Genomic DNA, 24,126 nt, shown 5'->3' with positions numbered 1-24,126 from the left:
AGGGGCGCAGTATAGCGCCCCTGTCGTTCCACCGATTGAGCAACTGGTTTCAGTGGCCGGTGCTGTTCGAGAAGAGCTGGATCACCACGACGCCGGAGACGATCAGCCCCATGCCGAGCACGGCGGGGACGTCCAGCTTCTGCTGGTAGAGCACCAGGGCAGCGACACTGACCAGCACGATGCCGAGTCCGGCCCAGATGGCGTAAGCGATACCCACGGGGATGCTGCGCACCACCAGTGTCAGCATCCAGAAGGCGATGGCGTAGCCACCGATCACCAGAATCAGCGGCAGGGGTTTGTTGAAGCCGTCGATGGCTTTCATTGAGGTGGTGGCGACCACTTCGGCGGCAATGGCGATAGCAAGGTAGATGTAGCCGGTCATGGTCAGGCCTCCTGTGTAATGGCGCGAATTCTAAGACTTCCGCTGATGGGATAAAGTGATTACCTATCTGTATTGGAGATAGGTTTTTCGCCATGCAATGGAGTCTGGAGCAGATTCGCCTGTTCGTCGGCGTCGCCGAAGGTCAGTCCTTTTCCGCCGCCGCGCGCCAGCTTCGGCGTGCACAGTCAGCCGTGAGCAGCGGCATCGCGCTGCTGGAGGAAGACCTCGGCGTGTTGCTGTTCGAGCGCAGCAGCGGCCGCCAGCCACGTTTGACCGCGGCTGGCCGTGCGCTGCTGGAGGAGGCTCGGGAAGTGCTGCGCCAGTGCCAGCGCCTGGATGCAAGGGCCCTGGGGTTGGCCGGGGGGGAAGAAGCTCGACTGAGGTTGGCCCAGGATGAAGCCATGCCCTATCAGCCGGTCCTGGCCAGCCTTGAGGCTCTGGGGACGGCCTTTCCCATGCTGGAAGTGCAGCTGGCCAGCAGCGCCCAAGGCGACGTGGCGCGCAAGCTGCTGGAGCGCCGTGCCGACCTCGGCCTGCTGTTCCACCATGAGCAGATGCCCGACGCACTGGAACGCCAGCGACTGGGCACTATTGAAATGGTTACGGTTTGCGGCGCCGGTCACATCCTGGCAGCGCAAGGCCATGCGGAGCGGCGCGAGCTGGTGCGGCACCGGCAGATCCTGATGGCACCTCAGGACAGCCACTATACGGGCGGTGAGCAACTCGGCCCGCAGGTCTGGCGCGCCGATAGCTTCTATGTCATGGCGGAGTTGGTAATGCGGGGGTTGGGTTGGGCGTGGTTGCCGCGCCATGTGGCGCAGTACCCGGCCTATCAGGGGCAATTGGTGGAGCTGCGCAGTGACTGGACGCCTCCCTCGCTGGTGGTGGAACTGGTCTGTCGTCGTGATACGGCCCTGGGGCCGGCAGCGCTCTGGCTGGCCGATAGCCTGGCTGAGCATCTGCAGGCTATGGGCTAGTGCGATCAGCGGCGAGTCACGCTAAGCTCCGCGCCCATGAATCGCACCCTCTATACCCTGTTGTTTCATCTCGGTCTGCCGCTGGTGGCCGTGCGCCTGGCCTGGCGTGCCTGGCGTGCACCCGCATACGCGCGGCGCATCGGCGAACGCTTCGCCCTCGGCCTGCCGACGATCAAGCCGGGAGGGATCTGGGTCCATGCGGTGTCGGTGGGCGAAAGCATCGCCGCAGCGCCCATGGTCCGTGCCCTGCTGGAGCGCTATCCGGACCTGCCCATTACGGTCACCTGCATGACCCCCACCGGTTCCGAGCGCATCCGTGCCCTGTTCGGTGACCGGGTGCAACATTGCTACCTGCCCTATGACCTGCCTTGGGCAGCGGCGCGCTTCCTTGATCGGGTGCGGCCGAAGCTGGCGGTGATCATGGAAACCGAACTCTGGCCCAACCACATTCACCAGTGCGCCCGCCGTGGCGTTCCGGTGGTGCTGGCCAACGCGCGGCTTTCCGAGCGATCGGCGCGCGGCTATGCACGCTTTGGCAAGCTCACCTCGCCCATGCTGGCTGAGCTGAGCTGGATCGCGGTGCAGACTGAGGCTGAAGCTGCGCGCTTCCGCGCTCTGGGCGCGCGTCCTGAGTGCGTGGGCGTCACAGGTTCGATCAAGTACGACCTGCGCATTGACCCGGCGCTGTTGCAACGTGCCGGCGAGCTTCGCAGCCTGTGGGGCGCCGAAGTCCGGCCAGTGTGGATCGCCGCCAGTACCCACGCGGGGGAGGACGAAGTCGTTCTCGCCGCCCACAAGACGCTGTTGGCGCAGCGTCCTGATGCCCTGTTGATCCTGGTGCCACGTCATCCGGAGCGTTTCGGTCCGGTGTTCGAACTATGCCGTCGCGAAGGCCTGGCGACCGTTCGCCGCTCCAGCGGCGCTTTGGTGGCGCAAACCGATTCAGTGCTGGTTGGCGACACCATGGGCGAACTGCTGTTCCTATACGCGCTGGCGGACATCGCCTTCGTAGGTGGCAGCCTGGTACCCAATGGTGGCCACAACTTGCTGGAGCCGGCAGCGCTAGGAAAGCCGGTGCTGTCGGGGCCGCATCTGTTCAACTTCCTTGAGATCGCCGCGCAGCTGCGTGACGCCGGGGCGTTGGCCGAGGTGGCTGATGCCTATCAACTGGCGGCGCAGGTGGGGGAACTCTGGATCGATACCGGCCGTGCCGAGGCCATGCGTGAAGCGGGGCTGGGTGTGCTCAGGGCCAACCAGGGCGCGTTGGAGCGGTTATTGGGCGGGATTGCGCGGTTGCTGTGACCCCGTAGGGCTTGAAGGGCAGACCTTCGACCTGCTTGGCGAATGAAATGGCGATGTCTGCATGACGTGTTGTAGCCAGCTCCTGCAAGGCTCTTGGCCGGAGGGTAAATCGCTCGCAACAGCTAACGCAGGCATAGCGAATGAATTCGCCCCTATAGGAAAAGCCCCTGACTGGCAGTGCTATTCAGAACGTCGGCGGCGTGATTACCCACAGGATCAGCGCATCCTTCTCGCCGGGATTGCCGTAGCGGTGCGGCTCCTGGCTGGAGAAGCTGAAACTGTCACCTTTCTGCAGATGGAAGTGGCGCTCGCCGACCCAGAGCTCGAATTCGCCGCTCAACACATAGCCGGCTTCCTCGCCCTCGTGGCTGTAGCTCTCTTCACTGTAGGTGCCGGGGGGGAAGCGTGAGTGGAGCAGCTCCAACTGGCGCAGGGGCTGCGGGCTGAGCAATTCGTCAGTAATGCCGTCTTCGTAGTGCAGGCTGGTGCGGGCGTTGCGGCGCACCACGTAGCCACGGTCGGCTTCGCTGGTGGGGGCTTCGCTGGCGAAGAACCACTGGATGGTCACGCCCAGGCTACGGGCGATATTGAACAGTGCCGGGATCGAGGGATATGCCAGGTTGCGTTCCAACTGGCTGATATAGCCGGCCGTGAGCTTGCTCTGTTCGGCTAGCTCGCTGAGGGTCAGGCCCCGGCGTTTGCGCAGCGCGCGGATGCGCGTGCCGAGGAATTGGCTCTCGGCGTTGGCGTTCGGCGATGGCAGGCTGGGGCTCATGGTTCCCTCCATGGGGCACGGGATCGCGGCATTGTATGGCAGCGATGATCGCCGGCGACACTCAGATATCCCAGGCCAGCTTCAGTCCCTCGTAAATGGCTTCTTCGACGGTGCGTGGGGCCAGGCAGTCGCCGATTCGGCGGAACTCCACCAGGCCTCGCAGTTCGCTGCCCAGATCATCCACCGGTTCGTGGCCCTGGCAGAGCACCAGGGTGTCCACCTCTTCGAACAGCATCGGCTCGCCGCAAGTGGCGTGCATCATGTACACCGTGCTGTCGTCGCAACCGTAGAGGCGTGCGTAGGGGGTGACCGGGATGCCCAGCTTGTGCAATTCGCCGGCCATCTGGTCGCGCACATAGAGCGGCAGGCTCTCGCCACAGTGAGGGCCGTTCACCGCCAGGCGCACCTGATGGCCATTGCGCGCCAGGCGCTCGGCGATGCCGGGGGCAATCCAGTCCCCGCGCCAGTCGGTCACCAGCACCGAACGGCCCAGCTGTACGTCGTCGCGCAGGACCTGCCAGGCGTCCACCACCTGCAGCTCGCCGCCGCGCTCGAATGCTGGCCAATAGGGTCTGGCGCCGGTGGCGAGGATCACCAGGTCGGGACGTTCGCGCTCCACCAGGCTGCGGTCGACGCGGACGTTGCGTTGCACCTGCACGCCGGCCAGTTCCATCTCCCGTTGCAGGTTGGTGGCTGCCCCGCCGAACTCCGCCCGCCGGGGTAGCAGCTGGGCCAGGAGGACCTGGCCGCCGAGTTGGCTTCCGGCTTCATACAGCGCTACCTCGTGGCCGCGTTGGGCGGCCACTGCGGCAGCCTTCATTCCTGCGGGGCCGCCGCCCACCACCATCACACGCTTGCGCACGCTGACCGGCTTGGGGGCGTCGTAGGTGAGTTCGCGGCCGGTTTCCGGGTGCTGGATGCAGGAGATGGGGTAGCCGCGGTGGAAGTGGCCGATGCAGGCCTGGTTGCAGGCAATGCAGGCGCGAACGTCATCGCTGCGGCCGGCGGCGGCCTTGTTTGGCATTTGCGGGTCGCAGATCAGCGCGCGGGTCATGCCGCAGACGTCGGCCTGCCCGCGAGCAAGAATGGTTTCCGCTTCCTGGGGCTGGTTGATTCGCCCCGTGACGAAGAGCGGGATGTCCAGGCGCGCCTTGAAGCTTCCCGCCGTGGGCGCCAGGTAGGCGGGTTCGATCGCCATGGGCGGCACGATGTGGATGGCGCCGCCGAAAGAAGCCGAAGTACCGGCGACCAGGTGCACATAATCGAGCTGCCCCTGCAGCGCAAGCACGGCGGCCAGGGATTCGTCCTCGGTCAGGCCTTGCGGGTCGCGCTCGTCGGCGGAGATGCGCAGCCCGACGATGAAGTCCTCCGAGCAGCTGGCGCGAACCGACTCGATTACCTCGCGGAGAAAGCGCAGGCGCGCCGACAGGTCGCCGTTGTAGCCGTCCTCGCGGCGATTTACCCGGGGGTTAAGGAATTGCGCCGGTAGGTAGCCATGGCTGGCGACTATTTCCACGCCGTCGAGTCCGGCCTCGCACAGACGGCGGGCGGCGGCACCGTAGCCGGCGACTATCTCGTCGATCATCGGCTGGTCCAGGGCTCGCGGCATTACCCGGAAGCGCTCGTTGGGCGAGGCCGAGGCGGACCAGGCCACTGCCAGCAGGCCGTCGCTGGACTCCATGATTTCCCGGCCCGGATGGAAGATCTGCGACAGCACCACGGTGCCCTCGGCATGGCAGGCCTTGGCCAGGCGGCGGTAGCCCTCGATGCAGGCATCTTCGGTGGCCATCAGTACGTGGGAGGTGTAACGCGCGCTGTCGTGCACCCCGGCCACCTGCAGCACGATCAGGCCAACGCCGCCCTTGGCTCGGGCGCGGTGGTAGGCGACGAGCTGGTCGTTGACGAGGTTGTCGGCAGGCATCGAGGTGTCGTGTCCGCTGGACATGATGCGGTTCTTAAGGCGTTTGCCGCGGATTTCCAGGGGTTCGAAGAGGTGCGGGAAGGTGGCGCTGGACATGGAGGCTCCTGAGGGCCTTATGGCCCGACTCGTTCTCGTTGCGCCATGAAAATTTACTAACAGTAAAAAATCAACTCGTTTATTTACTTGTCGCGTTGGGCTCAATCCGAGATAGCAGAGTTTCCTGACGGCAGGCGGTGGTGCTCACAGGGGGGCTTCGCGTCAGCGCACAGAATGAAAAAGCCCGGCTGTGATGCCGGGCTTCTTGGTGTTGCAGCAGGACTCAGTACTCCGGGTCGCCGCGCAGGCTCGCTTCTGCCGCTTTGGCCAGATCGGGCGGGAGGAAGTCCTTGTCCGGGTCGTAGTCCGGCTTGAGGAAACTGGCCAGGGCTTCCAGGTCGCCCGGGCTGAGAGTGCCGGCGGCCTGTTTCAGGCGCAGGTTGTCGAGGATGTAGTCGTAGCGGGCGTTGTTGTAGTCGCGCACGGAACTGTACAGCTGACGCTGGGCGTCGAGCACGTCGACGATGTTGCGGGTACCCACCTGGTAGCCGATTTCGGTGGCTTCCAAGGCGCTCTGGTTGGAGATGATCGACTGCTTGCGTGCCTTCACCTGTTCAACGTCGGTGTTCACCGCGCGGTGGAAGTTGCGAGTGTTCTGCACCACTGTGCGGCGCAGGCTTTCGCGTTGCTGCTCGGTCTGATTCAGGCGCTGGTAGGACTCGCGCACCTGAGAGCTGGTCAGGCCACCGCTGTAGATCGGAATGTTCAGCTGCAGGCCAATGCTGCGCTGTTCGACGTCGCCGCTGAATTGCTGGGTGCTGCCGGGCGTGTTGCTGAAACCCAGGCTGTCGTTGTCGCCTTTCTGGTAGCTGGCAACCGCGTCCAGGGTCGGTGCATGGCCGGCCTTGCGCTGGCGCAGGGTCTCTTCGGCGGCATCGACGGCGTAGTTGGCGGCCTGCAGGTTGAGGTTCTGCTGGGCAGCGGTGTCGACCCAGGCCTTGGCGTCGTTGGGCGCAGGCACCACGACCGGAAGGGTGTGGAGGATGCCCTCGAGGGAGGCGTACTCGCGGTTGGTCAGGGTCACCACGGCCTGGAAGGCGTCTTCCACGTCGCGCTCGGCGATTATCCGGTTGGCGCGGGACGTGTCATAGCCGGCCTGGGCTTCCAATACGTCGGTCTTGTCCGAGAGGCCGACGTCGAAACGTTCGTTGGCCTGGTCGAGCTGGCGCTTGAACGCCGCTTCCTCAGCCTTGGTCGAAGCCAGGTTGTCCTGGGCGCGCAGCACGGCGAAGTAGGTTTCGGCGGTCTGCAGGATCAGGTTCTGCTGGGTCGCGGAAAAGTCCAGGGCGGCCTGTTCGGTGCTGGACTCGGCAGCCTTCAGCTGGAACCAGCGGTCGGCACGGAAGATCGGTTGGCTCAGGGTCGCCTGATAGGCAAGGCCACTGCGCGAGGCGGTGCTGGAAGGGTCGTCCAGCTTGGTCCGGGTGTCGTCGGCCGTGGCGCCGCCGTTTATCTGCGGCAGCAGGCCGGAACGAGCCTGGGGTACGGCCTCGCGTTGCGCTTCGTAGTTGGCACGAGCGGCGGCGAGGTCGGCATTGTTGTCGACGGCGTCCTTGTAGACGGTCACGAGGTCCGTCTTGGCTGACAGGGGGGCATCTACGGCCCAGGCGGTTCCGGCAAATGCGGATGCCACGGCGATGGCCAGCGAGAGTCTGCGCAGCATGATCAATCCTGGATTCTGAGGTGTCGGGCAAGGCTACGGGGCCGCTGGAGGCGGGTCAAGACGCCCCACCGGCGGCCGAAGTGTAGTTTGCGACAAGCTATGTTGCCTGCTTGCAACAATCGATGGCGATTGAGCGCGTTGCGTCACTTCACGACGCGCTGGTCATAGTATTCTGACCACCGGGTTGGTTTTATCCATCAGGCTTGTTTAGACTGCGCGAGTTCTTGTCGGGGTGCCTCGAATCGGAGGCTGAGATCGGAGAGTTCCGGATCCCGTTGAACCTGATCAGGTTAAGGCCTGCGTAGGGAACAAGATGTGCCTTCCCACCCCGTACTCCGGGAGGCCCCTCTCGGCACCAGTCCTGGTGCACTCTGCCTTCAGGTTCGCTCCGACATCTTCCCCAGGAGCCAGCCGATGACCGCAAAACAACAAAAGAACCTGAGCGAAAGCGCCCAGGTCGACCAGCAATCCATCCAGCCTTTCCCCCGTTCGCAGAAAGTCTATGTGCAGGGCTCCCGCCCGGATATCCGCGTGCCCATGCGCGAAATCAGCCTGGATGTGACGCCGACCGCCTTTGGTGGCGAGATCAATGCCCCGGTTACCGTCTATGACACCTCCGGCCCCTACACCGACCCGAGCGTCACCATCGACGTGCGCAAGGGTTTGGCCGATGTGCGTTCGTCGTGGATCGACGATCGCGGCGACACCGAGCGCCTGCCCGGCCTGACCTCCGAATTTGGTCAGCGCCGCCTGGCAGATGCCGAGCTGTCGGCCATGCGCTTCGCCCACGTGCGTAACCCGCGCCGGGCCAAGGCAGGTCGCAACGTCACTCAGATGCACTACGCGAAGCAGGGCATCATCACGCCCGAAATGGAATACGTCGCCATCCGCGAGAACATGAAGCTGGCCGAGGCGCGTGCCGCCGGCTTGCTGAAGGATCAGCATCCGGGGCAAAGCTTCGGTGCCAGCATCCCGAACGAAATCACCCCCGAGTTCGTCCGCGAGGAGATCGCTCGCGGTCGCGCCATCATCCCGGCCAACATCAACCATGTGGAGCTGGAGCCGATGATCATCGGCCGCAACTTCCTGGTGAAGATCAACGGCAACATCGGCAACTCGGCCCTGGGTTCCTCCATCGAGGAAGAAGTGGCCAAGCTGACGTGGGGTATTCGTTGGGGTTCGGACACCGTGATGGACCTGTCCACCGGCAAGCACATCCATGAAACCCGCGAGTGGATCATCCGCAACTCGCCGGTGCCCATTGGCACCGTGCCGGTCTACCAGGCGTTGGAAAAAGTTGGCGGTATCGCCGAGGACCTGACCTGGGAGCTGTTCCGCGACACCCTGATCGAGCAGGCCGAGCAAGGCGTGGACTACTTCACCATCCACGCCGGCGTGTTGCTGCGCTACGTGCCGCTGACCGCCAAGCGCGTCACCGGCATCGTCTCCCGTGGCGGTTCGATCATGGCCAAGTGGTGCCTGGCCCACCACAAAGAGAATTTCCTCTACACCCACTTCGAGGAAATCTGCGAAATCATGAAGGCCTACGACGTCAGCTTCTCGCTGGGCGATGGCCTGCGTCCGGGCTCCATTGCCGACGCCAACGATGCCGCTCAGTTCGGCGAGCTGGAAACCCTCGGCGAGTTGACCAAGATCGCCTGGAAGCATGACGTGCAGACCATGATCGAGGGCCCCGGCCACGTGCCGATGCACCTGATCAAGGAGAACATGGACAAGCAGCTGGAGTGCTGCGACGAGGCGCCGTTCTACACCCTCGGCCCGCTGACCACTGACATCGCGCCCGGCTACGACCACATCACCTCCGGTATCGGCGCCGCGATGATCGGCTGGTTTGGTTGCGCCATGCTCTGCTACGTGACCCCCAAGGAACACCTGGGCCTGCCGAACAAGGATGACGTGAAGACCGGCATCATCACCTACAAGATCGCCGCCCATGCCGCCGACCTTGCCAAGGGCCATCCGGGCGCGCAGATCCGCGACAATGCGCTGTCCAAGGCGCGCTTCGAGTTCCGTTGGGAAGACCAGTTCAACCTTGGCCTGGACCCGGATACCGCGCGTGCCTTCCACGACGAGACCCTGCCGAAAGACTCTGCCAAGGTGGCGCACTTCTGCTCCATGTGCGGGCCGAAGTTTTGCTCCATGAAGATCACCCAGGAAGTCCGCGACTACGCCAAGGAAAACGGCCTGACCGACGAACAGAAGGCCATCGAGGCCGGCTTTGCCGAGCAGTCCGGACGCTTCAAGGAAGAGGGTTCGGTGATCTACAAGCAGGTGTAGCGACCTGCCATGTGACCCTGGACAGGCGCTGACCTGTCACACCCAAGCTGGAAGCCGGGCCTTGTGCCCGGCTTTCCGGTTTGTGGATAACTCGATAACTAACGTCCAAGCGGGGCGCCTGCCAACGTGAACACCCCCTCCAGCTATTCGCCGTCCATTCCGGTCGCCTTCGACCAGCGCGTTCTCGGCACGCGTGATCTGTTTTCTCTCTGGTTCTCCCTCGGCCTCGGCCTGATGGTGCTGCAGACCGGTGCGCTGCTGGCGCCGGGTCTGGGTACCAGCGACGCGCTGCTGGCGATCCTCCTCGGTACCGGTGTCGGGGTGCTGCTACTGGGTTCGGCGGCGATGATCGGTAGCGACACGGGCCTGGCCGCCATGGCATCGATGAAGCTCAGCCTGGGGTCGGCGGGTGCAACCCTGCCGGCCTTGCTCAACCTGCTGCAACTGGTCGGTTGGGGTGCCTTCGAAATCATCGTCATGCGTGACGCCGCCGGGCTGCTGGTGGCTCGCGGCCTGGGCGAAGACAGCCTGTGGACCTCGCCTACACTCTGGACCCTGGTGTTCGGTGCCTTGGCCACCCTGCTGGCGGTAGCCGGCCCGCTGGCCTTCGTGCGGCGCATCCTGCGGCGCTGGGGCATCTGGCTGCTGCTGGGCGCCTGCGTCTGGCTGACCTGGGACCTGCTGAATCGTGCCGATCTCACGGCCCTGATGGCGCGCGCCGGCGACGGTTCAATGAGCTTCGCCCTGGGTTTCGACATTGCCATCGCCATGCCGTTGTCCTGGTTGCCTCTGATCGCCGACTACTCGCGCTTCGGCCGTCGCGGTGGTGGCGTATTCGTGGGTTCCGCGCTGGGCTTCTTCATCGGCTGCCTGTGGCTGATGGGTCTGGGCGTGGCTTACACCCTGGCCTTCGCCGAGGGCAGTGATGCCAACGCCTTGCTCCTGGCCCTGGCTGGCGCCGGCATGGGCATTCCGCTGCTGCTGATCCTGCTGGACGAGTCGGAAAAGGCCTTCGCCGATATCCACTCGGCGGCGGTATCCAGCGGCATTCTGCTACCGCTCAAGGTGGAGCAACTGGCCCTGGCTATCGGCGTTCTCTGCACGCTGATCGCCTGGTTCGCACCGCTGGCCGAGTACCAGAACTTCCTGCTGCTGATCGGTTCGGTGTTCGCGCCGTTGTTCGGTGTGGTGCTGGTGGATCACTTCATCCTGCGTCGTCGTCGTGCCGAGCTGGCACCGCGTGTGGCGCTCCGCTGGGACACGCTGCTGGCATGGTGCTGCGGCGTCGCGATCTACCACCTGTTGGCCAATCGCTGGCCGGAACTGGGTGCAACCCTGCCGGCGCTGCTGGCGGCCGGCGGGTTGCAGTGGGTATTGGGGCGCTTCAACCGCGTCCGGGGAAATACTGGGGCTTCAGTATTCCGTTGAGTTGCGGGTAGGGGATGCGGATCTCCGGATGACCGCTGGAGTAGGGCGCGATGCTGTAGACGTCGTACTTGAGCAGCATGGCGCCAAAGCCCAGGCCCACGTTGGCAGTGCGTTCGAACGGCCAGGTCTTGATGAAGTCGGGGTCCTGGTCGAGCTTGTTGGCTGCGAGCCAGCGGCGGTGGGCCTGCTCCGCGACCTTCCAGAAGGCGTCTTCCTGGCCGGGGAGCAGCATGTCGCCGAGGCTCAGCGGCTTCTCCAGCTTGCGGTCGTAATTGATGAAGCCGCGCCCCGGCATTCCGTGGGCGCCGCCGGTAAAGAGGTAGCTGGATAGCTCCACCAGCACCAGTTTGTCGTGCTGCTCCAGCACCTTGGCTTGCAGGTAGCTGCCCCAGCCCGGGTCGGCGCTGGCGAGGAAATCCTTCTCGTAGGATTCGAGCGAAGCCGGTAATGGAGCCCCCGGGCTGTCCTGGGTCATCTGCAGCAGGCGCTGGTTGATCAGCGCGTTGAGCTGCGGTTCGCCTTCGAAACTGATGGTGTCGATGTTCACCAGCGGGCATGTCTCGCCCTGGCAGCCGGGTTTCAGGTGTTCCCAGGCGTGGCGCTGCGGCTCCAGCTTGTCGCTGCCACCGGGCAGCATCTGGCAAGCGCTGAGCAGGACGCCGAGGCTGGCGGTGGCGAGGAATCTGGCAAGGGGCATCGGTTTCATCGTCGGGAGCTTGTTCCGGAAAAGTGCAGGCTTCGACTGCCGCCCGGGCCATGAGTTCGTGCTTGCGGGGCAGCCTATCGCCGCGCATCTTCCCAGCCTGCGCCCCATCTGCAAAGAGGCTGCAGCCCATGCGGCCAAGGGGTAGGATGCGCGGATCAATGCTTTCCGCAATCAATGAGACCTTCCCATGACCGAAACTTTCAAACCGGGCCCCGACGCCGTCGAGGTAGTCGAACAAGAAACCTGTTTCCAGGGTTTCTACCGCCTGGACCGACTGAGTCTGCGTCATCGGTTGTTCTCCGGCGCCATGGGCCCGGTCATCCATCGAGAGCTCTTCGTCCGTCATGATGCTGTCTGCGTGCTGCCCTATGATCCGCAGCGGGATGAGGTTGTGCTGATCGAACAGTTCCGTGTCGGCGCCTATGGCAAGAGCGAGAGCCCCTGGCTGCTGGAACTGGTGGCCGGGCTGATCGATAAGGACGAAGAGCCGGAGGATGTCGCCCGTCGGGAAGCCATCGAAGAAGCCGATCTGCAGTTGACTTCGCTGTGGCCGATCACCACCTACTATCCTTCACCAGGGGGCTCCAATGAGCGTGTGCATTTGTTCCTCGGGCGATGCGTAAGCAGCGGCGCAGGCGGGGTACACGGGCTGGCGGAGGAGGGCGAAGATATTCGCGTGCACGTGCTGCCGCTGGAGGACGCCCTCGCCTTGATGCGCGAAGGGCGGCTGGACAACGCCGCAAGCATGCTGGCCCTGCAGTGGCTGGCGCTGAACCGTACTGAAGTCAGGGGGTTATGGACGTGAATCTGTTGCGCGATCGCTACCGGGTCGATCTCGTCGGGCTGCAAGCAGCCTGCGAGGCGAACTACGCGCGCCTGATGCGTCTGCTCCCGCAGATGCGTGAGGTGCGCGGTTCCCGTCGCGTCGCGTTGAGCCAGGGTGAGCGCCTGCTTGGGGTACTGGCCCTGGAAGTGGTCGAAGCCTGCCCCTACACCACCACGCTGCAAGTGCGTCAGGAGCACAGCCTGCCCTGGTTGCCGTCGCCGCAACTGGAGGTGCGGGTCTACCATGACGCGCGCATGGCGGAAGTGGTCGGTGCCGAGCATGCACGGCGTTTCCGCAGCGTGTATGCCTATCCCAATGCCGATATGCACCAGCCCGACGAGAAGAGCCAACTCAACCTGTTCCTCGGGGAATGGCTGAGTCATTGCCTGGCTTGTGGCCACGAGCTGGAACCGGTCGTCCTCTAGGTTCGCTTCGAATTTGGCTGGCGACGTGTCGGCCCACTGCGATCCACAACCGCTAACTGTGAACCATTCCCGCTTCGCGGGTTTACCCGTTGCGCGCGCAGCAACCATAATCTGAGCATTCCGCCCAAGGAGAAGGCCTTGCCCAATCCACTCCCTCTTGCCGCTGACGAGTCGGTGCTGCTGGTGCAGCTCTCCGACAGCCACCTGTTCGCTGAAGCGAACGGCAAGCTGCTGGGCATGGAGACCCGCGACAGCTTGCAGCGGGTGATTGAACAGGTGCTGCAGGAGCAGCCGAGTATCGATCTGGTGCTGGCCACGGGCGACCTGTCCCAGGACGGTTCGGCAGAGTCCTACCAAGCTTTCCTCGAGCTGGTTGCGAACATCCCCGCGCCGGCCCGCTGGTTCCCGGGCAACCATGACGAAGTCCCGGTGATGCAGGAGGTTTGCGTTGGAACCTCGGCGCTGGAGCCCATCGTCGACTTCCCCCACTGGCGCCTGGTGCTGATGGATTCCACCATCGCCGGTGCCGTGCCCGGACATTTCCCCGCCGAGCAGCTGGAGCTGCTGGAAAGCGCCCTCGAAGGTGCCGGCGGGCGTCATGTGCTGGTCAGTTTTCACCATCATCCGGTACCTATCGGTTGCGCCTGGATGGACCCTATCGGCGTGCGCAACGCCGAGAGCCTGTTCGCCGTGCTGGATCGTTATCCACAGGTGCGGGCGCTGCTCTGGGGCCACATCCACCAGGAGTTCGACCAACTGCGCAATGGCGTTCGCCTGCTGGCGTCGCCGTCCACCTGCGTGCAGTTCGCGCCGGGCAGCGAGGACTTCTGCGTGGGCAACGAGGCGCCGGGGTATCGCTGGTTGCGCCTGATGCGCAACGGAAGCGTTGAAACCGGGGTTTCGCGGGTCACCGGAATCACCTTCGAAGTGGACTACAGCGTCAAGGGTTATTGACCTTCTCGCCGTGGCACGGCAAGAAGTACAACTTTCCCTCGATCTGCCAGGAAGCCGCGTGTCCAGCTCGCAACCCAGCCTTCTCTACATCCACGGATTCAACAGCTCGCCATCTTCGTTAAAGGCGCGCCAGCTCGGCGCGCTGATGCAGCGCCTCGGGCTGGCCGGGCAGCTGCAGGTGCCTACCCTGCGCCACCATCCGCGCCAGGCCATTGGACAGCTCGAGGCCGCCATTGCCGAGCTGGGGCGCCCGGTGCTGGTCGGCAGCTCCCTGGGCGGCTACTATGCGACCCACTTGGCCGAGCGCCACGGCCTGAAGGCCGTGCTGATCAACCCGGCGGTAGCCCCGCATCGGTTGTTCGAAGGCCGGCTTGGTCCACAGAAGAACTATTACAGCGACGAAATCTGGGAGCTGACGCTGGAGCACGTGATGGCACTGGCCGAACTGGAAGTGCCGCCACCACAGGATCCGGCCCGCTACCAGGTGTGGTTGCAGACGGCCGACGAAACCCTCGACTACCGCCAGGCGGAGCGCTACTACCGTGCCTGCGCCTTGCGCATCGAGGCTGGCGGCGACCACGGTTTCCAGAACTTCCCTGCCCATCTGCCCGCCTTGTTGGCCTTTGCCGGCTTTCCCGCGCAGTTGTGGCGTGACATCGACTTTTCCGACCTCTGACTGAAAGGGAATCCATGGCTACTTACAACGCGGATGCCATCGAAGTCCTCTCCGGCCTCGACCCGGTGCGCAAGCGCCCGGGCATGTACACCGACACCACTCGCCCCAACCACCTGGCCCAGGAAGTTATCGACAACAGCGTGGACGAGGCCCTGGCCGGCCACGCCAAGAGCGTGCAGGTGATCCTCCACGAGGACAATTCCCTGCAGGTGATCGACGACGGTCGCGGCATGCCGGTGGATATCCACCCCGAAGAAGGGGTGCCTGGCGTCGAGCTGATCCTCACCAAGCTGCATGCCGGTGGCAAATTCTCCAACAAGAACTACCAGTTCTCCGGTGGTCTCCACGGTGTGGGTATCTCGGTCGTGAACGCCCTGTCGACGCGCGTCGAGGTGCGGGTCAAGCGCGAGGGCAACGAGTACATGATGACCTTCGCCGATGGCTTCAAGGCCAGCGAGCTGGAGGTCGTGGGCAGCGTCGGCAAACGCAACACCGGCACCAGCGTGCACTTCTGGCCGGATGCCAAGTATTTCGACTCTCACAAGTTCTCCGTCAGCCGCCTCAAGCATGTGCTCAAGGCCAAGGCAGTGCTCTGCCCGGGGTTGTCGGTCACCTTCGAAGACAAAACCAGTGGCGAGCGCATCGAATGGCACTATGAAGATGGCCTGCGTTCCTACCTGGAGGATGCTGTCAGCGAGTTCGAACGGCTGCCGAGCGAGCCGTTCTGCGGCAGCCTGGCCGGAAACAAGGAGGCAGTGGACTGGGCGCTGCTATGGCTACCCGAGGGCGGCGATAGCGTTCAGGAAAGCTACGTCAACCTGATTCCGACCGCCCAGGGCGGCACCCACGTCAACGGACTGCGTCAGGGCCTGCTGGACGCCATGCGCGAGTTTTGCGAGTTCCGCAATCTGTTGCCGCGTGGGGTCAAGCTGGCGCCGGAGGACGTCTGGGAGCGCATCGCCTTCGTCCTCTCGATGAAGATGCAAGAACCGCAGTTCTCCGGCCAGACCAAGGAGCGCCTGTCTTCCCGCGAGGCGGCCGCTTTCGTTTCTGGCGTGGTCAAGGATGCCTTCAGCCTCTGGCTCAATGCTCACCCGGAGCTGGGCATGCAATTGGCCGAATTGGCCATCAGCAATGCCGGCCGTCGTCTGAAAGCGAGCAAGAAGGTCGAACGCAAGCGCATCACCCAAGGCCCAGCCCTTCCAGGCAAGCTGGCGGATTGCGCTGGCCAGGACCCGATGCGCTCCGAGCTTTTCCTGGTGGAGGGTGACTCCGCCGGCGGGTCGGCCAAGCAGGCGCGGGACAAAGAGTTCCAGGCGATCATGCCGTTGCGCGGCAAGATCCTGAACACTTGGGAAGTGGACGGCGGTGAAGTGCTGGCCTCCCAGGAGGTCCATGACATCGCCGTCGCCATCGGCGTCGATCCCGGTGCTGCGGACCTGAGCCAGCTGCGTTATGGCAAGGTCTGCATCCTCGCCGACGCCGACTCCGATGGTCTGCACATCGCCACCCTGCTGTGTGCCTTGTTCGTCCGTCACTTCCGCCCACTGGTCGAGGCCGGGCATGTCTACGTGGCCATGCCGCCCCTTTACCGCATCGACCTGGGCAAGGAGATCTACTACGCCCTGGACGAAGCTGAACGTGACGGCATCCTCGACCGCCTGGTGGCCGAGAAGAAGCGTGGCAAACCTCAGGTCACTCGATTCAAGGGCCTGGGCGAGATGAACCCGCCGCAGCTGCGCGAGACCACCATGGACCCGAACACCCGCCGCCTGGTCCAGCTGACCCTGGAAGACACCGAAGGCACGGTGGAAATCATGGACATGCTACTGGCGAAGAAGCGCGCCAGTGACCGCAAGTCCTGGCTGGAATCCAAGGGCAACCTGGCCGAGGTCATGGTGTGAGGGGAGCCCTGATTCTCCTTGGCCTGCTGTCCTGCGCACCACTCTGGGCCGCTGATGACCCGGAACAATTGCGTCTGGCTGCCGAGTACCCGGTGGAGGGCATGCCCCAGGGCAACCTCTCCGGGCTGGCGCGCTGTGGCAATGAGCTGCTGGCCGTGTCCGACCGCGTCGACCACCAGCTGTACCGGCTCAAGCCCATTGGCGGCGTGCTCCAGGCTGAGGCCGAAATTTTCCATGCACCGCCGGCACCGCCGAGCAGCCTGCCCTGGGGCGTGCGCGCGCGTTCCTGGGCCGTCAGCATGGTGAGGGGTAACGAGCTGGATTTTGAAGGCATCAGTTGCGATGCCGCCGGTAACCGCTACCTGGTGAGCGAGACCCATGCGGCGGTACTGCAAGTGCCCGTGGCCGGAGAACCCAACTGGCTGCTGCTGCCGGACAACCTGGTCCGCCAGGCCCGTGCCAGCGGCATGCTGCTGCACTTCAATGCCCTGCTGGAGGGGATCGCTGTCGATCCCAAGGGCGAGCGGCTCTGGCTCGCCGCCGAGCGCGAGCGTCGTGGCCTGATGGTCCTGCACAAGCAACAATCCACCTGGCGCTGCACCGGCGGCTGCGTGATCTTCAGCGAAGCCGGTACCGAACGTCCGCCGGCACCTATTGGCAGCGAACAGCAGATGCCGCGCGACTTTTCCGACGTGGCCTTCCATGAAGAGAAACTCTTTACCCTGGAGCGTCTGGCGCACCAGATCTGCCGGCGCAAGCTGAGCAATGGTGAGGTGGAGCGCTGCTGGTCCTTCGCCGAGGAGGCCCTGGCCGACACCCGCCGCTACGGTGTGCCCTTCGGTGTGTCCGAAGGCCTGTGGATAGATGCCGAAGGCGCCTGGGTCGGCCTCGATAATGGCGGCAAGATCCGCGCCGATGGCGAACGTCGTCCCATCGTCTGGCGCTTCACCGCGCCCAAGGGCGGCTGGAGCGCGAAATGACCACGCAGACACCGGGCAGACGTGCGGGAAGGGTCATGCTGGTGCTCGCCTGGGGCATCGGTCTGATCCTGGCCGCGCGTTTCTTCGGCATCTGGGAGGAGCGTCAGCACAACCCCAATCGCGAGCCTGCGTCGGTGCGCGGCGACGGCTACGTCGAAGTGCGGCTGGCGAGCAGTCGCCAGGGCCACTATCTACTGAATGGCCGCATCGATGGCCAGGACGTGACCTTCCTGCTCGACACTGGTGCTACCCAGGTGGCGGTGCCCGCCCGGCTGGCCGAGCGCCTTGGCCTGGCGCCCGGTGCGTCGGTCACCTTGAGTACTGCCAACGGCCGTGTCACCGGCCAGCGCACCCAGTTGCAGGAACTGCGCCTGGGTGACATCCGCCTGACCCAGGTGCCGGCGATCATAGTGCCGGGCATGGACGGCGATGAGGTGCTGCTTGGCATGAGCGCCCTCAAACAACTCGAATTCACCCAGCGCGACGGCACCCTGGTGCTGCGCCAAGTCACTTCTCCGTGAGGCACGCATGAGCGAATCCCTCGATCTGAGCCTGGAAGGCGTTGAGCGCCGCTCTCTGGCCGATTTCACCGAACAGGCCTACCTCAACTACTCCATGTACGTGATCATGGACCGCGCCCTGCCCCATATTGGCGACGGTCTGAAGCCCGTACAGCGCCGCATCATCTACGCCATGAGCGAGCTGGGCCTGGACGCCGACTCCAAGCACAAGAAGTCGGCGCGTACCGTCGGCGACGTGCTCGGCAAGTTCCACCCCCACGGCGATTCGGCCTGCTACGAGGCCATGGTGCTCATGGCCCAGCCGTTCAGCTATCGCTACACGCTGGTGGATGGCCAGGGGAACTGGGGTGCCCCGGACGATCCCAAGTCTTTTGCCGCCATGCGCTATACCGAAGCGCGCCTGTCGCGTTACTCGGAAGTGTTGCTGTCCGAACTCGGGCAGGGAACCGTGGACTGGGTGCCGAACTTCGACGGCACCCTGAACGAACCCGCCACCCTGCCGGCGCGCCTGCCGAACCTGCTGCTCAATGGCACCACCGGCATCGCCGTGGGCATGGCTACCGATGTGCCACCGCACAACTTGCGGGAAGTGGCCGCCGCCTGCGTACGCCTGCTGGATGAGCCGAACGCTACGGTGGAGCAGCTCTGCGAACATATTCTCGGTCCTGATTTTCCCACCGAAGCCGAAGTGATCACGCCACGTGCCGAACTGCTGAAGATCTACGAAACCGGTCGTGGTTCGGTGCGCATGCGCGCCGTATACCGAGTGGAAGACGGCGACATCGTGGTCACCGCGCTGCCGCACCAGGTCTCCGGGTCCAAGGTGCTGGAGCAGATTGCTGGCCAGATGCAAGCCAAGAAGCTGCCCATGGTGGCCGACCTGCGTGACGAGTCGGATCACGAGAACCCTACCCGCATCGTCATCATCCCGCGCTCCAATCGCGTGGACGCGGACGAGCTGATGCAGCACCTGTTCGCCACCACCGACCTGGAGTCCAGCTACCGGGTCAATGCCAACGTCATCGGTCTGGACGGCAAGCCCCAGGTCAAGGACCTGCGCACCCTGCTCAGTGAATGGCTGACCTACCGCATCGGCACCGTGCGCCGGCGCTTGCAGTTCCGACTGGACAAGGTGGAAAAGCGCCTGCACCTGTTGGACGGCTTGCTGATCGCCTTCCTCAACCTGGATGAAGTGATTCACATCATCCGTACCGAGGACCAGCCCAAACCGGTCTTGATGGAGCGCTTCAGCCTCACCGAGATCCAGGCTGACTACATCCTCGACACCCGTCTGCGTCAGCTGGCGCGACTGGAAGAGATGAAGATTCGCGGCGAGCAGGACGAGTTGCTGAAGGAACAGAAGCGCCTGCTGGCCCTGCTGGGCAGCGACGCCAAGCTTAAGAAGCTGGTTCGTGACGAACTGATCAAGGACGCCGAGACCTACGGTGACGATCGTCGTTCGCCCATTGTCGCTCGCGCCGAAGCGCGCGCCCTGTCGGAAACCGAGCTGATGCCTACCGAGCCGGTGACCGTGGTGCTGTCCGAGAAGGGCTGGGTACGCTGCGCCAAGGGGCACGATATCGACGCCACCGGGCTGTCCTACAAGGCCGGGGATGGTTTCAAGGCCGCCTCGCCGGGTCGTTCGAACCAGTACGCGGTGTTCATCGATTCCACGGGGCGCAGCTACTCGCTGGCGGCCCACTCGTTGCCTTCGGCCCGTGGCCAGGGCGAGCCGCTCACCGGTCGGCTGACGCCACCGCCGGGGGCCAGTTTCGAGTGCGTGTTGCTGCCTGAGGACGACGCCACGTATGTCATCGCTTCGGACGCTGGCTACGGCTTCGTGGTCAAGGGTGCGGACCTGCAGGCCAAGAACAAGGCTGGCAAGACCCTGCTCAGCCTGCCGAACGGTGCCAAGGTGGTGCCGCCGCGGCCTGTGCAGAGTGTCGAAGAAGACTGGCTGGCGGCGGTGACCACCGAAGGTCGCCTGCTGCTGTTCAAGGTTGCCGATCTGCCGCAGCTGGCCAAGGGAAAGGGCAACAAGATCATCGGCATCCCCGGCGATCGCGTGGCCAGCCGTGAGGAGTACCTCACCGATCTGGCGGTGCTGCCGGCTGGTGCAACCCTGGTTTTGCAGGCTGGCAAGCGCACCTTGTCACTCAAGGCCGACGATCTGGAGCACTACAAGGGTGAGCGCGGCCGCCGTGGCAACAAGCTGCCGCGCGGCTTCCAGCGGGTCGATGCGCTGCAGGTGGAGCCGCTGGCCTGACGGAGGAGGCGGCGAATTGACGTGGGGCTCTGGAGTCCTGCGTCACATTGACGGATGATATGTCCCCTCGCCATTCCCTGATGGTGGTGAGGACGAATGAATTCGACTGCAGGCTGCCCAAAAGGCGGCCGTGGGTGAGATTGATGACCGTGCGTTTTCCCCTGGCTGTGATGCTGGTGGGCCTCCTGGGCCTCGCCGGCTGTGTGCATAGCCCCCCGATTCCAATGTTCCAACTCGATGCAGGCACCCCGGAGGTGCCGTCAAAAAAGGCTGGGATGCAGGTACTGCTCGGTCCGGTGACCGTGGCTGACTACCTTCAGCGCGAAACCCTCCTGCAGCGCCAGACCGATGGCAGCCTGACTGCAGCCCCGGACGGCCGCTGGGCCGGCAGCCTGGCCGCGGACATCGATCAGGTGCTGCTGCGTCAGTTGTCCTGGCGCCTGGACAGCCAGCGCCTGGTGCTGGCTCCCGGCAATCCCGGCTTTACGCCCGAAGTTCAGGTATTGCTGACCATCAGTCGCCTGGATTCTGGCCCCCAGCGCCCGGCTGTGCTGGAGGCGCAATGGCGCCTGCTGGACCGCGCCGGTCAGCTGCGTGACAGCCGCCTGGTGCGCCTGGAAGAGCCGCATGTCGGTACCGCAGCCGATCAGGTTCGGGCCCAGAGCCAACTGCTGCAGAAACTGGCCGAGCAATTGGCCGCTGCGGTCAAGCCACTGGAAGGTCAGCCGGTCGCCGTTGAGGCCCCGCGCAAACCGGCTGCTCCCGCGGCCCCGGCAAAGGCCAAAGAGGCCCAGCCGCCGAAGATCCCCATGGCGGCGCCAGTGCGCACCGACGTGGAGGTCTTCCGCTTCTAATCGCCGGATGTTGAAAGAAGCCCGCAACATGCGGGCTTCTTTTTGCCTGCTCGTCGAGGCTCTCCGCTGCCGGCCAACTCTGGCAGCGGATATGCGGCGCCGGATCGTGGCGGCACGTGCAGCGCCCCCCCAGCAAGGCGTCCAGTCTGGAATCGATACATTGGGCGCCGTGTTGCCCAGGCGCAGCAGTCCCAGCCGCCCTGGTAAATGCCCTTTGAGGGAACGCAATCGTCAGGCACTACGATTCGAACGGAAACAAAAAAGCCCGCATTCGCGGGCTTTCTCGTCGTTCGGGTGTTCAGTGTGCCCGGGCTTCGTGCATACGCGCCAATTGGCGCTCCAGCAGCGAAGGATAGGGCTCCAGCAGACGCTCCACGCAGCAGGCACCTTCCGGACTGGTGATGGAACGGATGCGGGCACGCTGGCGGACAAGATCGTCCTCGGCGACGGCGCGTTCCACCAGCAGCAAGTTGCGGCTGTGCTGGCTCAGCGCCAGCGCGCTTTGGGTGGTGTCGTTGAGCAGCAGATCGCCCTGGCCGAGACCGGACAGATCGTCACCCAGAGTCAGGCCCAGTTGCAGTTGCAGGGTGATGCCGCTGTCGGCAACTTCAATCTGCAGGGCATGTCCCAGGGCCCGCAGCAGCTCGCCGCAGCACAGCGCGTGGGTCAGGTAATCCTCGCCGCCGTCCTGACTGTGGAAGAGCATCAGGCTGCTGCCGTCATTCAGGGTCAGCAACTGGCCGTGGTATAGGCGGGAGGCCTGGTCGAGGCAGTCGCGATAGCGTTGCAGCAGATCCATCAGGCGCGCGCGTGGCAGGCGACGCAGCTGGTCCTGGGCGCCCAGCTGAATGGCCAGGACGGCACTGTTATGCCGTTCATCCGGGGCAACCGGCGCGGGTGCAGGGGCGGGCTCGGCCATTTCCTCGCGCAGGTCGGCGAAAGGGTCCTCCTCGTCCGGGGTGAACAGCTCGCTCGGGGATTCGTCCTCGCCGTCGAAGCTGTCATCGCGCAGGTCGCGGATCTCGAAGTGCTCCTGGTCGTTCTGGTCGTCCCGCTCATCTTCCAGGTAGTCCTCGTCGACCTCGGCGTAGTCTTCCTCCGGGATGGGTTCGGGCTTCTCCGGCACGAGGCGAGCCTGAAGTTGGCGAGCCAGGTCGCCGATCTCGTCCTGGCGACCGGCGCCTGGGGCAGGGTCATCCGGGTCGCGCAGCCAGACGCGCAGTTGCAGCAGGGGCGTTGAGATGTGCCGGCCAAGACGCAGGCTCAGCGACAGGGTCAGAGCCAGCAGGATCAGACTGAGCAGCCCCATGCTCTGCAGGCTGATAGTCATCGGCTGTTGGAATTGCTCCATGTCCAGGCTCAGGCGCAGATGGCCGGCGATCACTTCCTGGAAGGTGATTGGGGTGGAGTACAGGCCCTCGGTCTCACCCAGCAGGCCCTGCTTGGGCCGCGAACCGGCTTCGGCAAGGATGCGGTTGTCCACGCTGTAGATCGCCGCGTGGGCCACCAGCGGGTTCTTCACCAGGTTGTTTAGCAGCACATTGAGACTGAGGATGTCGTTGGACACCAGCAGCTCGGTGGCCGAGGCCGCGGTCTGTGCGGTCAGGCTCTGGCCCAGGGCATCAGCCTGCTGTTGCATGGCCTGCTTGAATTGCATGCCCATGACCCAGGCGTAGATCACCAGGGCCAGGGCTACCAGCAACAGGCTGTGGCTGGCAATGCGCAAGGCAATCGGCACGCGCCGCTGGCGCAGGGCGTGGAAGATCAGCAGGAAGAAATTGTCGGGTTTGACAGGCGTGGGCCGGTTCACAGAGCGCGGCTCTTCTCGGACGAAATTGTGGCGCAGTATAGCGAGCGCCCCTTGCAGGGCAAAGCGCCGGGCATGCTGCGGGGGCTGTGAAAGTGGGTAGAATGTGCGCCTTTTCATGCGTTGAGTGAGGTGCGCCTTGCGCGAGATTGTCCTGATCAACATCACGGGCGAGGATCGTCCCGGTCTGACGGCGGCTATTACCGGTGCGCTGGCCCAGGGCGGTGTGAACATCCTGGATATCGGCCAGGCGGTGATTCACGACACGTTGTCGTTCGGCATCCTGGTGGAAATTCCGGATAACGCCGAAGCCTCGGCCGTGCTCAAGGACGTGCTGTTCACTGCCTACAAGCTGGATCAGCAGGTGCGCTTTACCCCGGTGCCCGAGGCGGACTACCAGCACTGGGTGGACGGCCAGGGCAAGAGCCGCTACATCGTCACCCTGCTGACCCGCAAGGTGACCGCCGAGCAGTTGCAGCGGGTGAGCTCCATAACTGCCAAGTACGGCCTCAATATCGACCACATTGACCGTCTGTCGGGCCGCATGCATCTGGATACGCCCGCCGATCAAAGTAAGGGCTGCATCGAGTTTTCCGTGCGCGGCGAGCCGGCGGATCCGGTGGCCCTGCGTGCCGAGTTCCTCAGCGTGGCTCAGGAATTGAATGTCGACATTGCCTTCCAGCGTGATTCGCTGTTCCGTCGCAACCGTCGCCTGGCGGTGTTCGACATGGACTCGACGCTGATCGAGGCCGAAGTGATCGACGAACTGGCCAAAGCTGCCGGTGTGGGCGACCAGGTTGCCGAGATCACCGAGCGTGCGATGCGCGGCGAGCTGGACTTCCGTGCCAGCTTCAAGGAGCGTCTGGGGCTGCTCAAGGGGTTGTCCGAGGACGTGCTGGAAGAGATCGGCGCCTCTCTGCGACTCACCGAAGGGGCGGAAACCCTGTTCGCTGAGCTCAAGCGCCTGGGTTACAAGACCGCCATCCTCTCTGGTGGCTTCAGCTATTTTGCCAAACAACTGCAGGCCAAGTTGGGCATCGACTATGTGTTCGCCAACGAGCTGCAGATTGTCGATGGCAAGCTGACCGGTGTGGCTATCGAGCCCATCGTCGACGCCCAGCGCAAGGCCGATCTGCTGCGCGAACTGGCGGAGAAAGAGGGCTTGCGCCTGGAGCAGACCATTGCTGTCGGCGATGGTGCGAATGACTTGCCGATGCTCGGTCTGGCTGGGCTGGGCGTTGCCTTCCGCGCCAAGCCGCTGGTCAAGCAGTCGGCCAAACAAGCCATTTCCACGCTGGGCCTGGATGGCATTCTCTACCTGCTGGGTTTCCGCGACCGTGACGGCAGGGACTGAATGTCGCGCCG

The 24,126-nt window shown here is 64.3% G+C and carries 20 protein-coding genes and 1 riboswitch; of the genes, 14 read left to right on the top strand and 6 right to left on the bottom strand.

Features of this window, described 5'->3' with window-relative positions; translation table 11 throughout:
- Window positions 1–49: 49 nt before the first annotated feature.
- A complete protein-coding gene (locus AAHM40_RS04715) occupies window positions 50–382 on the bottom strand; it encodes a DMT family transporter (protein ID WP_342243626.1) in 333 nt (110 codons plus the stop codon).
- 92 nt (window positions 383–474) lie between these two features.
- Between AAHM40_RS04715 and AAHM40_RS04710 the strand changes: the two genes are divergently transcribed.
- Both AAHM40_RS04710 and waaA read left to right on the top strand, forming a co-directional pair.
- Window positions 475–1,359 (top strand): LysR family transcriptional regulator, encoded by an 885-nt coding sequence (locus AAHM40_RS04710; protein ID WP_028630618.1) that lies wholly within the window; start codon window positions 475–477, stop codon window positions 1,357–1,359.
- 36 nt (window positions 1,360–1,395) lie between these two features.
- Entirely contained in the window at window positions 1,396–2,661 is a 1,266-nt protein-coding gene (gene waaA / locus AAHM40_RS04705) for a lipid IV(A) 3-deoxy-D-manno-octulosonic acid transferase (RefSeq protein ID WP_342243625.1), read from the top strand.
- A gap of 184 nt (window positions 2,662–2,845) precedes the next feature.
- Here waaA and AAHM40_RS04700 read toward each other — a convergent pair whose 3' ends face one another.
- The 3 genes from AAHM40_RS04700 to AAHM40_RS04690 form a co-directional block, all read right to left on the bottom strand.
- Entirely contained in the window at window positions 2,846–3,436 is a 591-nt protein-coding gene (locus AAHM40_RS04700; RefSeq protein ID WP_342243624.1) for a cupin domain-containing protein, read from the bottom strand.
- 61 nt (window positions 3,437–3,497) lie between these two features.
- On the bottom strand, window positions 3,498–5,453 hold the full coding sequence (locus AAHM40_RS04695; RefSeq protein WP_342243623.1) for an oxidoreductase: 1,956 nt from the start codon (window positions 5,451–5,453) through the stop codon (window positions 3,498–3,500).
- A 223-nt stretch (window positions 5,454–5,676) separates the two neighbouring features.
- Window positions 5,677–7,116 carry a TolC family outer membrane protein gene (locus AAHM40_RS04690; protein ID WP_342243622.1) on the bottom strand — a complete coding sequence of 480 codons (1,440 nt, stop codon included), beginning with the start codon at window positions 7,114–7,116 and terminating at the stop codon, window positions 5,677–5,679.
- Window positions 7,117–7,334: 218 nt separating this feature from the next.
- A riboswitch (TPP riboswitch) is annotated at window positions 7,335–7,441 on the top strand.
- 89 nt (window positions 7,442–7,530) lie between these two features.
- Between AAHM40_RS04690 and thiC the strand changes: the two genes are divergently transcribed.
- Both thiC and cytX read left to right on the top strand, forming a co-directional pair.
- Window positions 7,531–9,414, top strand: a complete 1,884-nt coding sequence (gene thiC / locus AAHM40_RS04685; RefSeq protein ID WP_342243621.1) for a phosphomethylpyrimidine synthase ThiC — start codon at window positions 7,531–7,533, stop codon at window positions 9,412–9,414.
- Between the two features lie 126 nt (window positions 9,415–9,540).
- Entirely contained in the window at window positions 9,541–10,842 is a 1,302-nt protein-coding gene (cytX, locus tag AAHM40_RS04680; RefSeq protein WP_342243620.1) for a putative hydroxymethylpyrimidine transporter CytX, read from the top strand.
- Here the strand turns inward: cytX and AAHM40_RS04675 are convergent.
- Window positions 10,799–11,539, bottom strand: a complete 741-nt coding sequence (locus AAHM40_RS04675; protein WP_342243619.1) for an RsiV family protein — start codon at window positions 11,537–11,539, stop codon at window positions 10,799–10,801. The genes cytX and AAHM40_RS04675 overlap by 44 nt on opposite strands.
- Before the next feature lie 196 nt (window positions 11,540–11,735).
- Between AAHM40_RS04675 and AAHM40_RS04670 the strand changes: the two genes are divergently transcribed.
- The 9 genes from AAHM40_RS04670 (at window position 11,736) to AAHM40_RS04630 (ending at window position 20,954) form a co-directional block, all read left to right on the top strand.
- Window positions 11,736–12,353, top strand: a complete 618-nt coding sequence (locus tag AAHM40_RS04670; protein WP_342243618.1) for an NUDIX domain-containing protein — start codon at window positions 11,736–11,738, stop codon at window positions 12,351–12,353.
- The gene (locus AAHM40_RS04665) at window positions 12,344–12,799 is read left to right on the top strand and encodes a DUF1249 domain-containing protein (protein WP_342243617.1); all 456 of its coding nucleotides are present in this window, start codon (window positions 12,344–12,346) and stop codon (window positions 12,797–12,799) included. The genes AAHM40_RS04670 and AAHM40_RS04665 overlap by 10 nt, the downstream gene beginning before the upstream one ends.
- A gap of 138 nt (window positions 12,800–12,937) precedes the next feature.
- A complete protein-coding gene (gene cpdA, locus AAHM40_RS04660; protein WP_342243616.1) occupies window positions 12,938–13,753 on the top strand; it encodes a 3',5'-cyclic-AMP phosphodiesterase in 816 nt (271 codons plus the stop codon).
- 58 nt (window positions 13,754–13,811) lie between these two features.
- Window positions 13,812–14,429 (top strand): YqiA/YcfP family alpha/beta fold hydrolase, encoded by a 618-nt coding sequence (locus tag AAHM40_RS04655; RefSeq protein ID WP_342243615.1) that lies wholly within the window; start codon window positions 13,812–13,814, stop codon window positions 14,427–14,429.
- Between the two features lie 14 nt (window positions 14,430–14,443).
- Window positions 14,444–16,333, top strand: coding sequence for a DNA topoisomerase IV subunit B (parE, locus tag AAHM40_RS04650; RefSeq protein ID WP_342243614.1), 1,890 nt, complete (start codon window positions 14,444–14,446; stop codon window positions 16,331–16,333).
- Entirely contained in the window at window positions 16,330–17,313 is a 984-nt protein-coding gene (locus AAHM40_RS04645; RefSeq protein ID WP_446731536.1) for an esterase-like activity of phytase family protein, read from the top strand. Before parE ends, AAHM40_RS04645 begins: the two co-directional genes overlap by 4 nt.
- Complete coding sequence (locus AAHM40_RS04640) at window positions 17,310–17,834, top strand: retropepsin-like aspartic protease family protein (RefSeq protein WP_342243613.1); 525 nt, start codon at window positions 17,310–17,312, stop codon at window positions 17,832–17,834. Before AAHM40_RS04645 ends, AAHM40_RS04640 begins: the two co-directional genes overlap by 4 nt.
- Before the next feature lie 7 nt (window positions 17,835–17,841).
- A complete protein-coding gene (gene parC / locus AAHM40_RS04635) occupies window positions 17,842–20,100 on the top strand; it encodes a DNA topoisomerase IV subunit A (protein WP_342243612.1) in 2,259 nt (752 codons plus the stop codon).
- A 140-nt stretch (window positions 20,101–20,240) separates the two neighbouring features.
- Window positions 20,241–20,954 (top strand): PqiC family protein, encoded by a 714-nt coding sequence (locus AAHM40_RS04630; RefSeq protein ID WP_342243724.1) that lies wholly within the window; start codon window positions 20,241–20,243, stop codon window positions 20,952–20,954.
- Window positions 20,955–21,252: 298 nt separating this feature from the next.
- On the opposite strand, the gene AAHM40_RS04625 is transcribed toward AAHM40_RS04630, so the two are convergent.
- The gene (locus AAHM40_RS04625) at window positions 21,253–22,764 is read right to left on the bottom strand and encodes an AhpA/YtjB family protein (protein WP_342243611.1); all 1,512 of its coding nucleotides are present in this window, start codon (window positions 22,762–22,764) and stop codon (window positions 21,253–21,255) included.
- A gap of 136 nt (window positions 22,765–22,900) precedes the next feature.
- Here AAHM40_RS04625 and serB point away from each other — a divergent pair, with 136 nt between their 5' ends.
- On the top strand, window positions 22,901–24,115 hold the full coding sequence (serB, locus tag AAHM40_RS04620; RefSeq protein WP_342243610.1) for a phosphoserine phosphatase SerB: 1,215 nt from the start codon (window positions 22,901–22,903) through the stop codon (window positions 24,113–24,115).
- Window positions 24,116–24,126: the final 11 nt, after the last annotated feature.

Origin of the sequence: Pseudomonas sp. OTU5201 (assembly GCF_038440135.1) — a bacterium.
GTDB classification, from domain to species: domain Bacteria; phylum Pseudomonadota; class Gammaproteobacteria; order Pseudomonadales; family Pseudomonadaceae; genus Metapseudomonas; species Metapseudomonas resinovorans.
Note: the sequence above shows the minus strand (reverse complement) of the source record. Positions and strands in the feature narration are given on the sequence as shown.

Coding starts and splice junctions, on each gene's coding strand:
- AAHM40_RS04715 (WP_342243626.1), bottom strand. CDS start 382: ATGACCGGCTACATCTACCTTGCTATCGCCATTGCCGCCGAAGTGGTC.
- AAHM40_RS04710 (WP_028630618.1), top strand. CDS start 475: ATGCAATGGAGTCTGGAGCAGATTCGCCTGTTCGTCGGCGTCGCCGAA.
- waaA (WP_342243625.1), top strand. CDS start 1,396: ATGAATCGCACCCTCTATACCCTGTTGTTTCATCTCGGTCTGCCGCTG.
- AAHM40_RS04700 (WP_342243624.1), bottom strand. CDS start 3,436: ATGAGCCCCAGCCTGCCATCGCCGAACGCCAACGCCGAGAGCCAATTC.
- AAHM40_RS04695 (WP_342243623.1), bottom strand. CDS start 5,453: ATGTCCAGCGCCACCTTCCCGCACCTCTTCGAACCCCTGGAAATCCGC.
- AAHM40_RS04690 (WP_342243622.1), bottom strand. CDS start 7,116: ATGCTGCGCAGACTCTCGCTGGCCATCGCCGTGGCATCCGCATTTGCC.
- thiC (WP_342243621.1), top strand. CDS start 7,531: ATGACCGCAAAACAACAAAAGAACCTGAGCGAAAGCGCCCAGGTCGAC.
- AAHM40_RS04675 (WP_342243619.1), bottom strand. CDS start 11,539: ATGCCCCTTGCCAGATTCCTCGCCACCGCCAGCCTCGGCGTCCTGCTC.
- AAHM40_RS04670 (WP_342243618.1), top strand. CDS start 11,736: ATGACCGAAACTTTCAAACCGGGCCCCGACGCCGTCGAGGTAGTCGAA.
- AAHM40_RS04665 (WP_342243617.1), top strand. CDS start 12,344: ATGGACGTGAATCTGTTGCGCGATCGCTACCGGGTCGATCTCGTCGGG.
- parE (WP_342243614.1), top strand. CDS start 14,444: ATGGCTACTTACAACGCGGATGCCATCGAAGTCCTCTCCGGCCTCGAC.
- AAHM40_RS04640 (WP_342243613.1), top strand. CDS start 17,310: ATGACCACGCAGACACCGGGCAGACGTGCGGGAAGGGTCATGCTGGTG.
- parC (WP_342243612.1), top strand. CDS start 17,842: ATGAGCGAATCCCTCGATCTGAGCCTGGAAGGCGTTGAGCGCCGCTCT.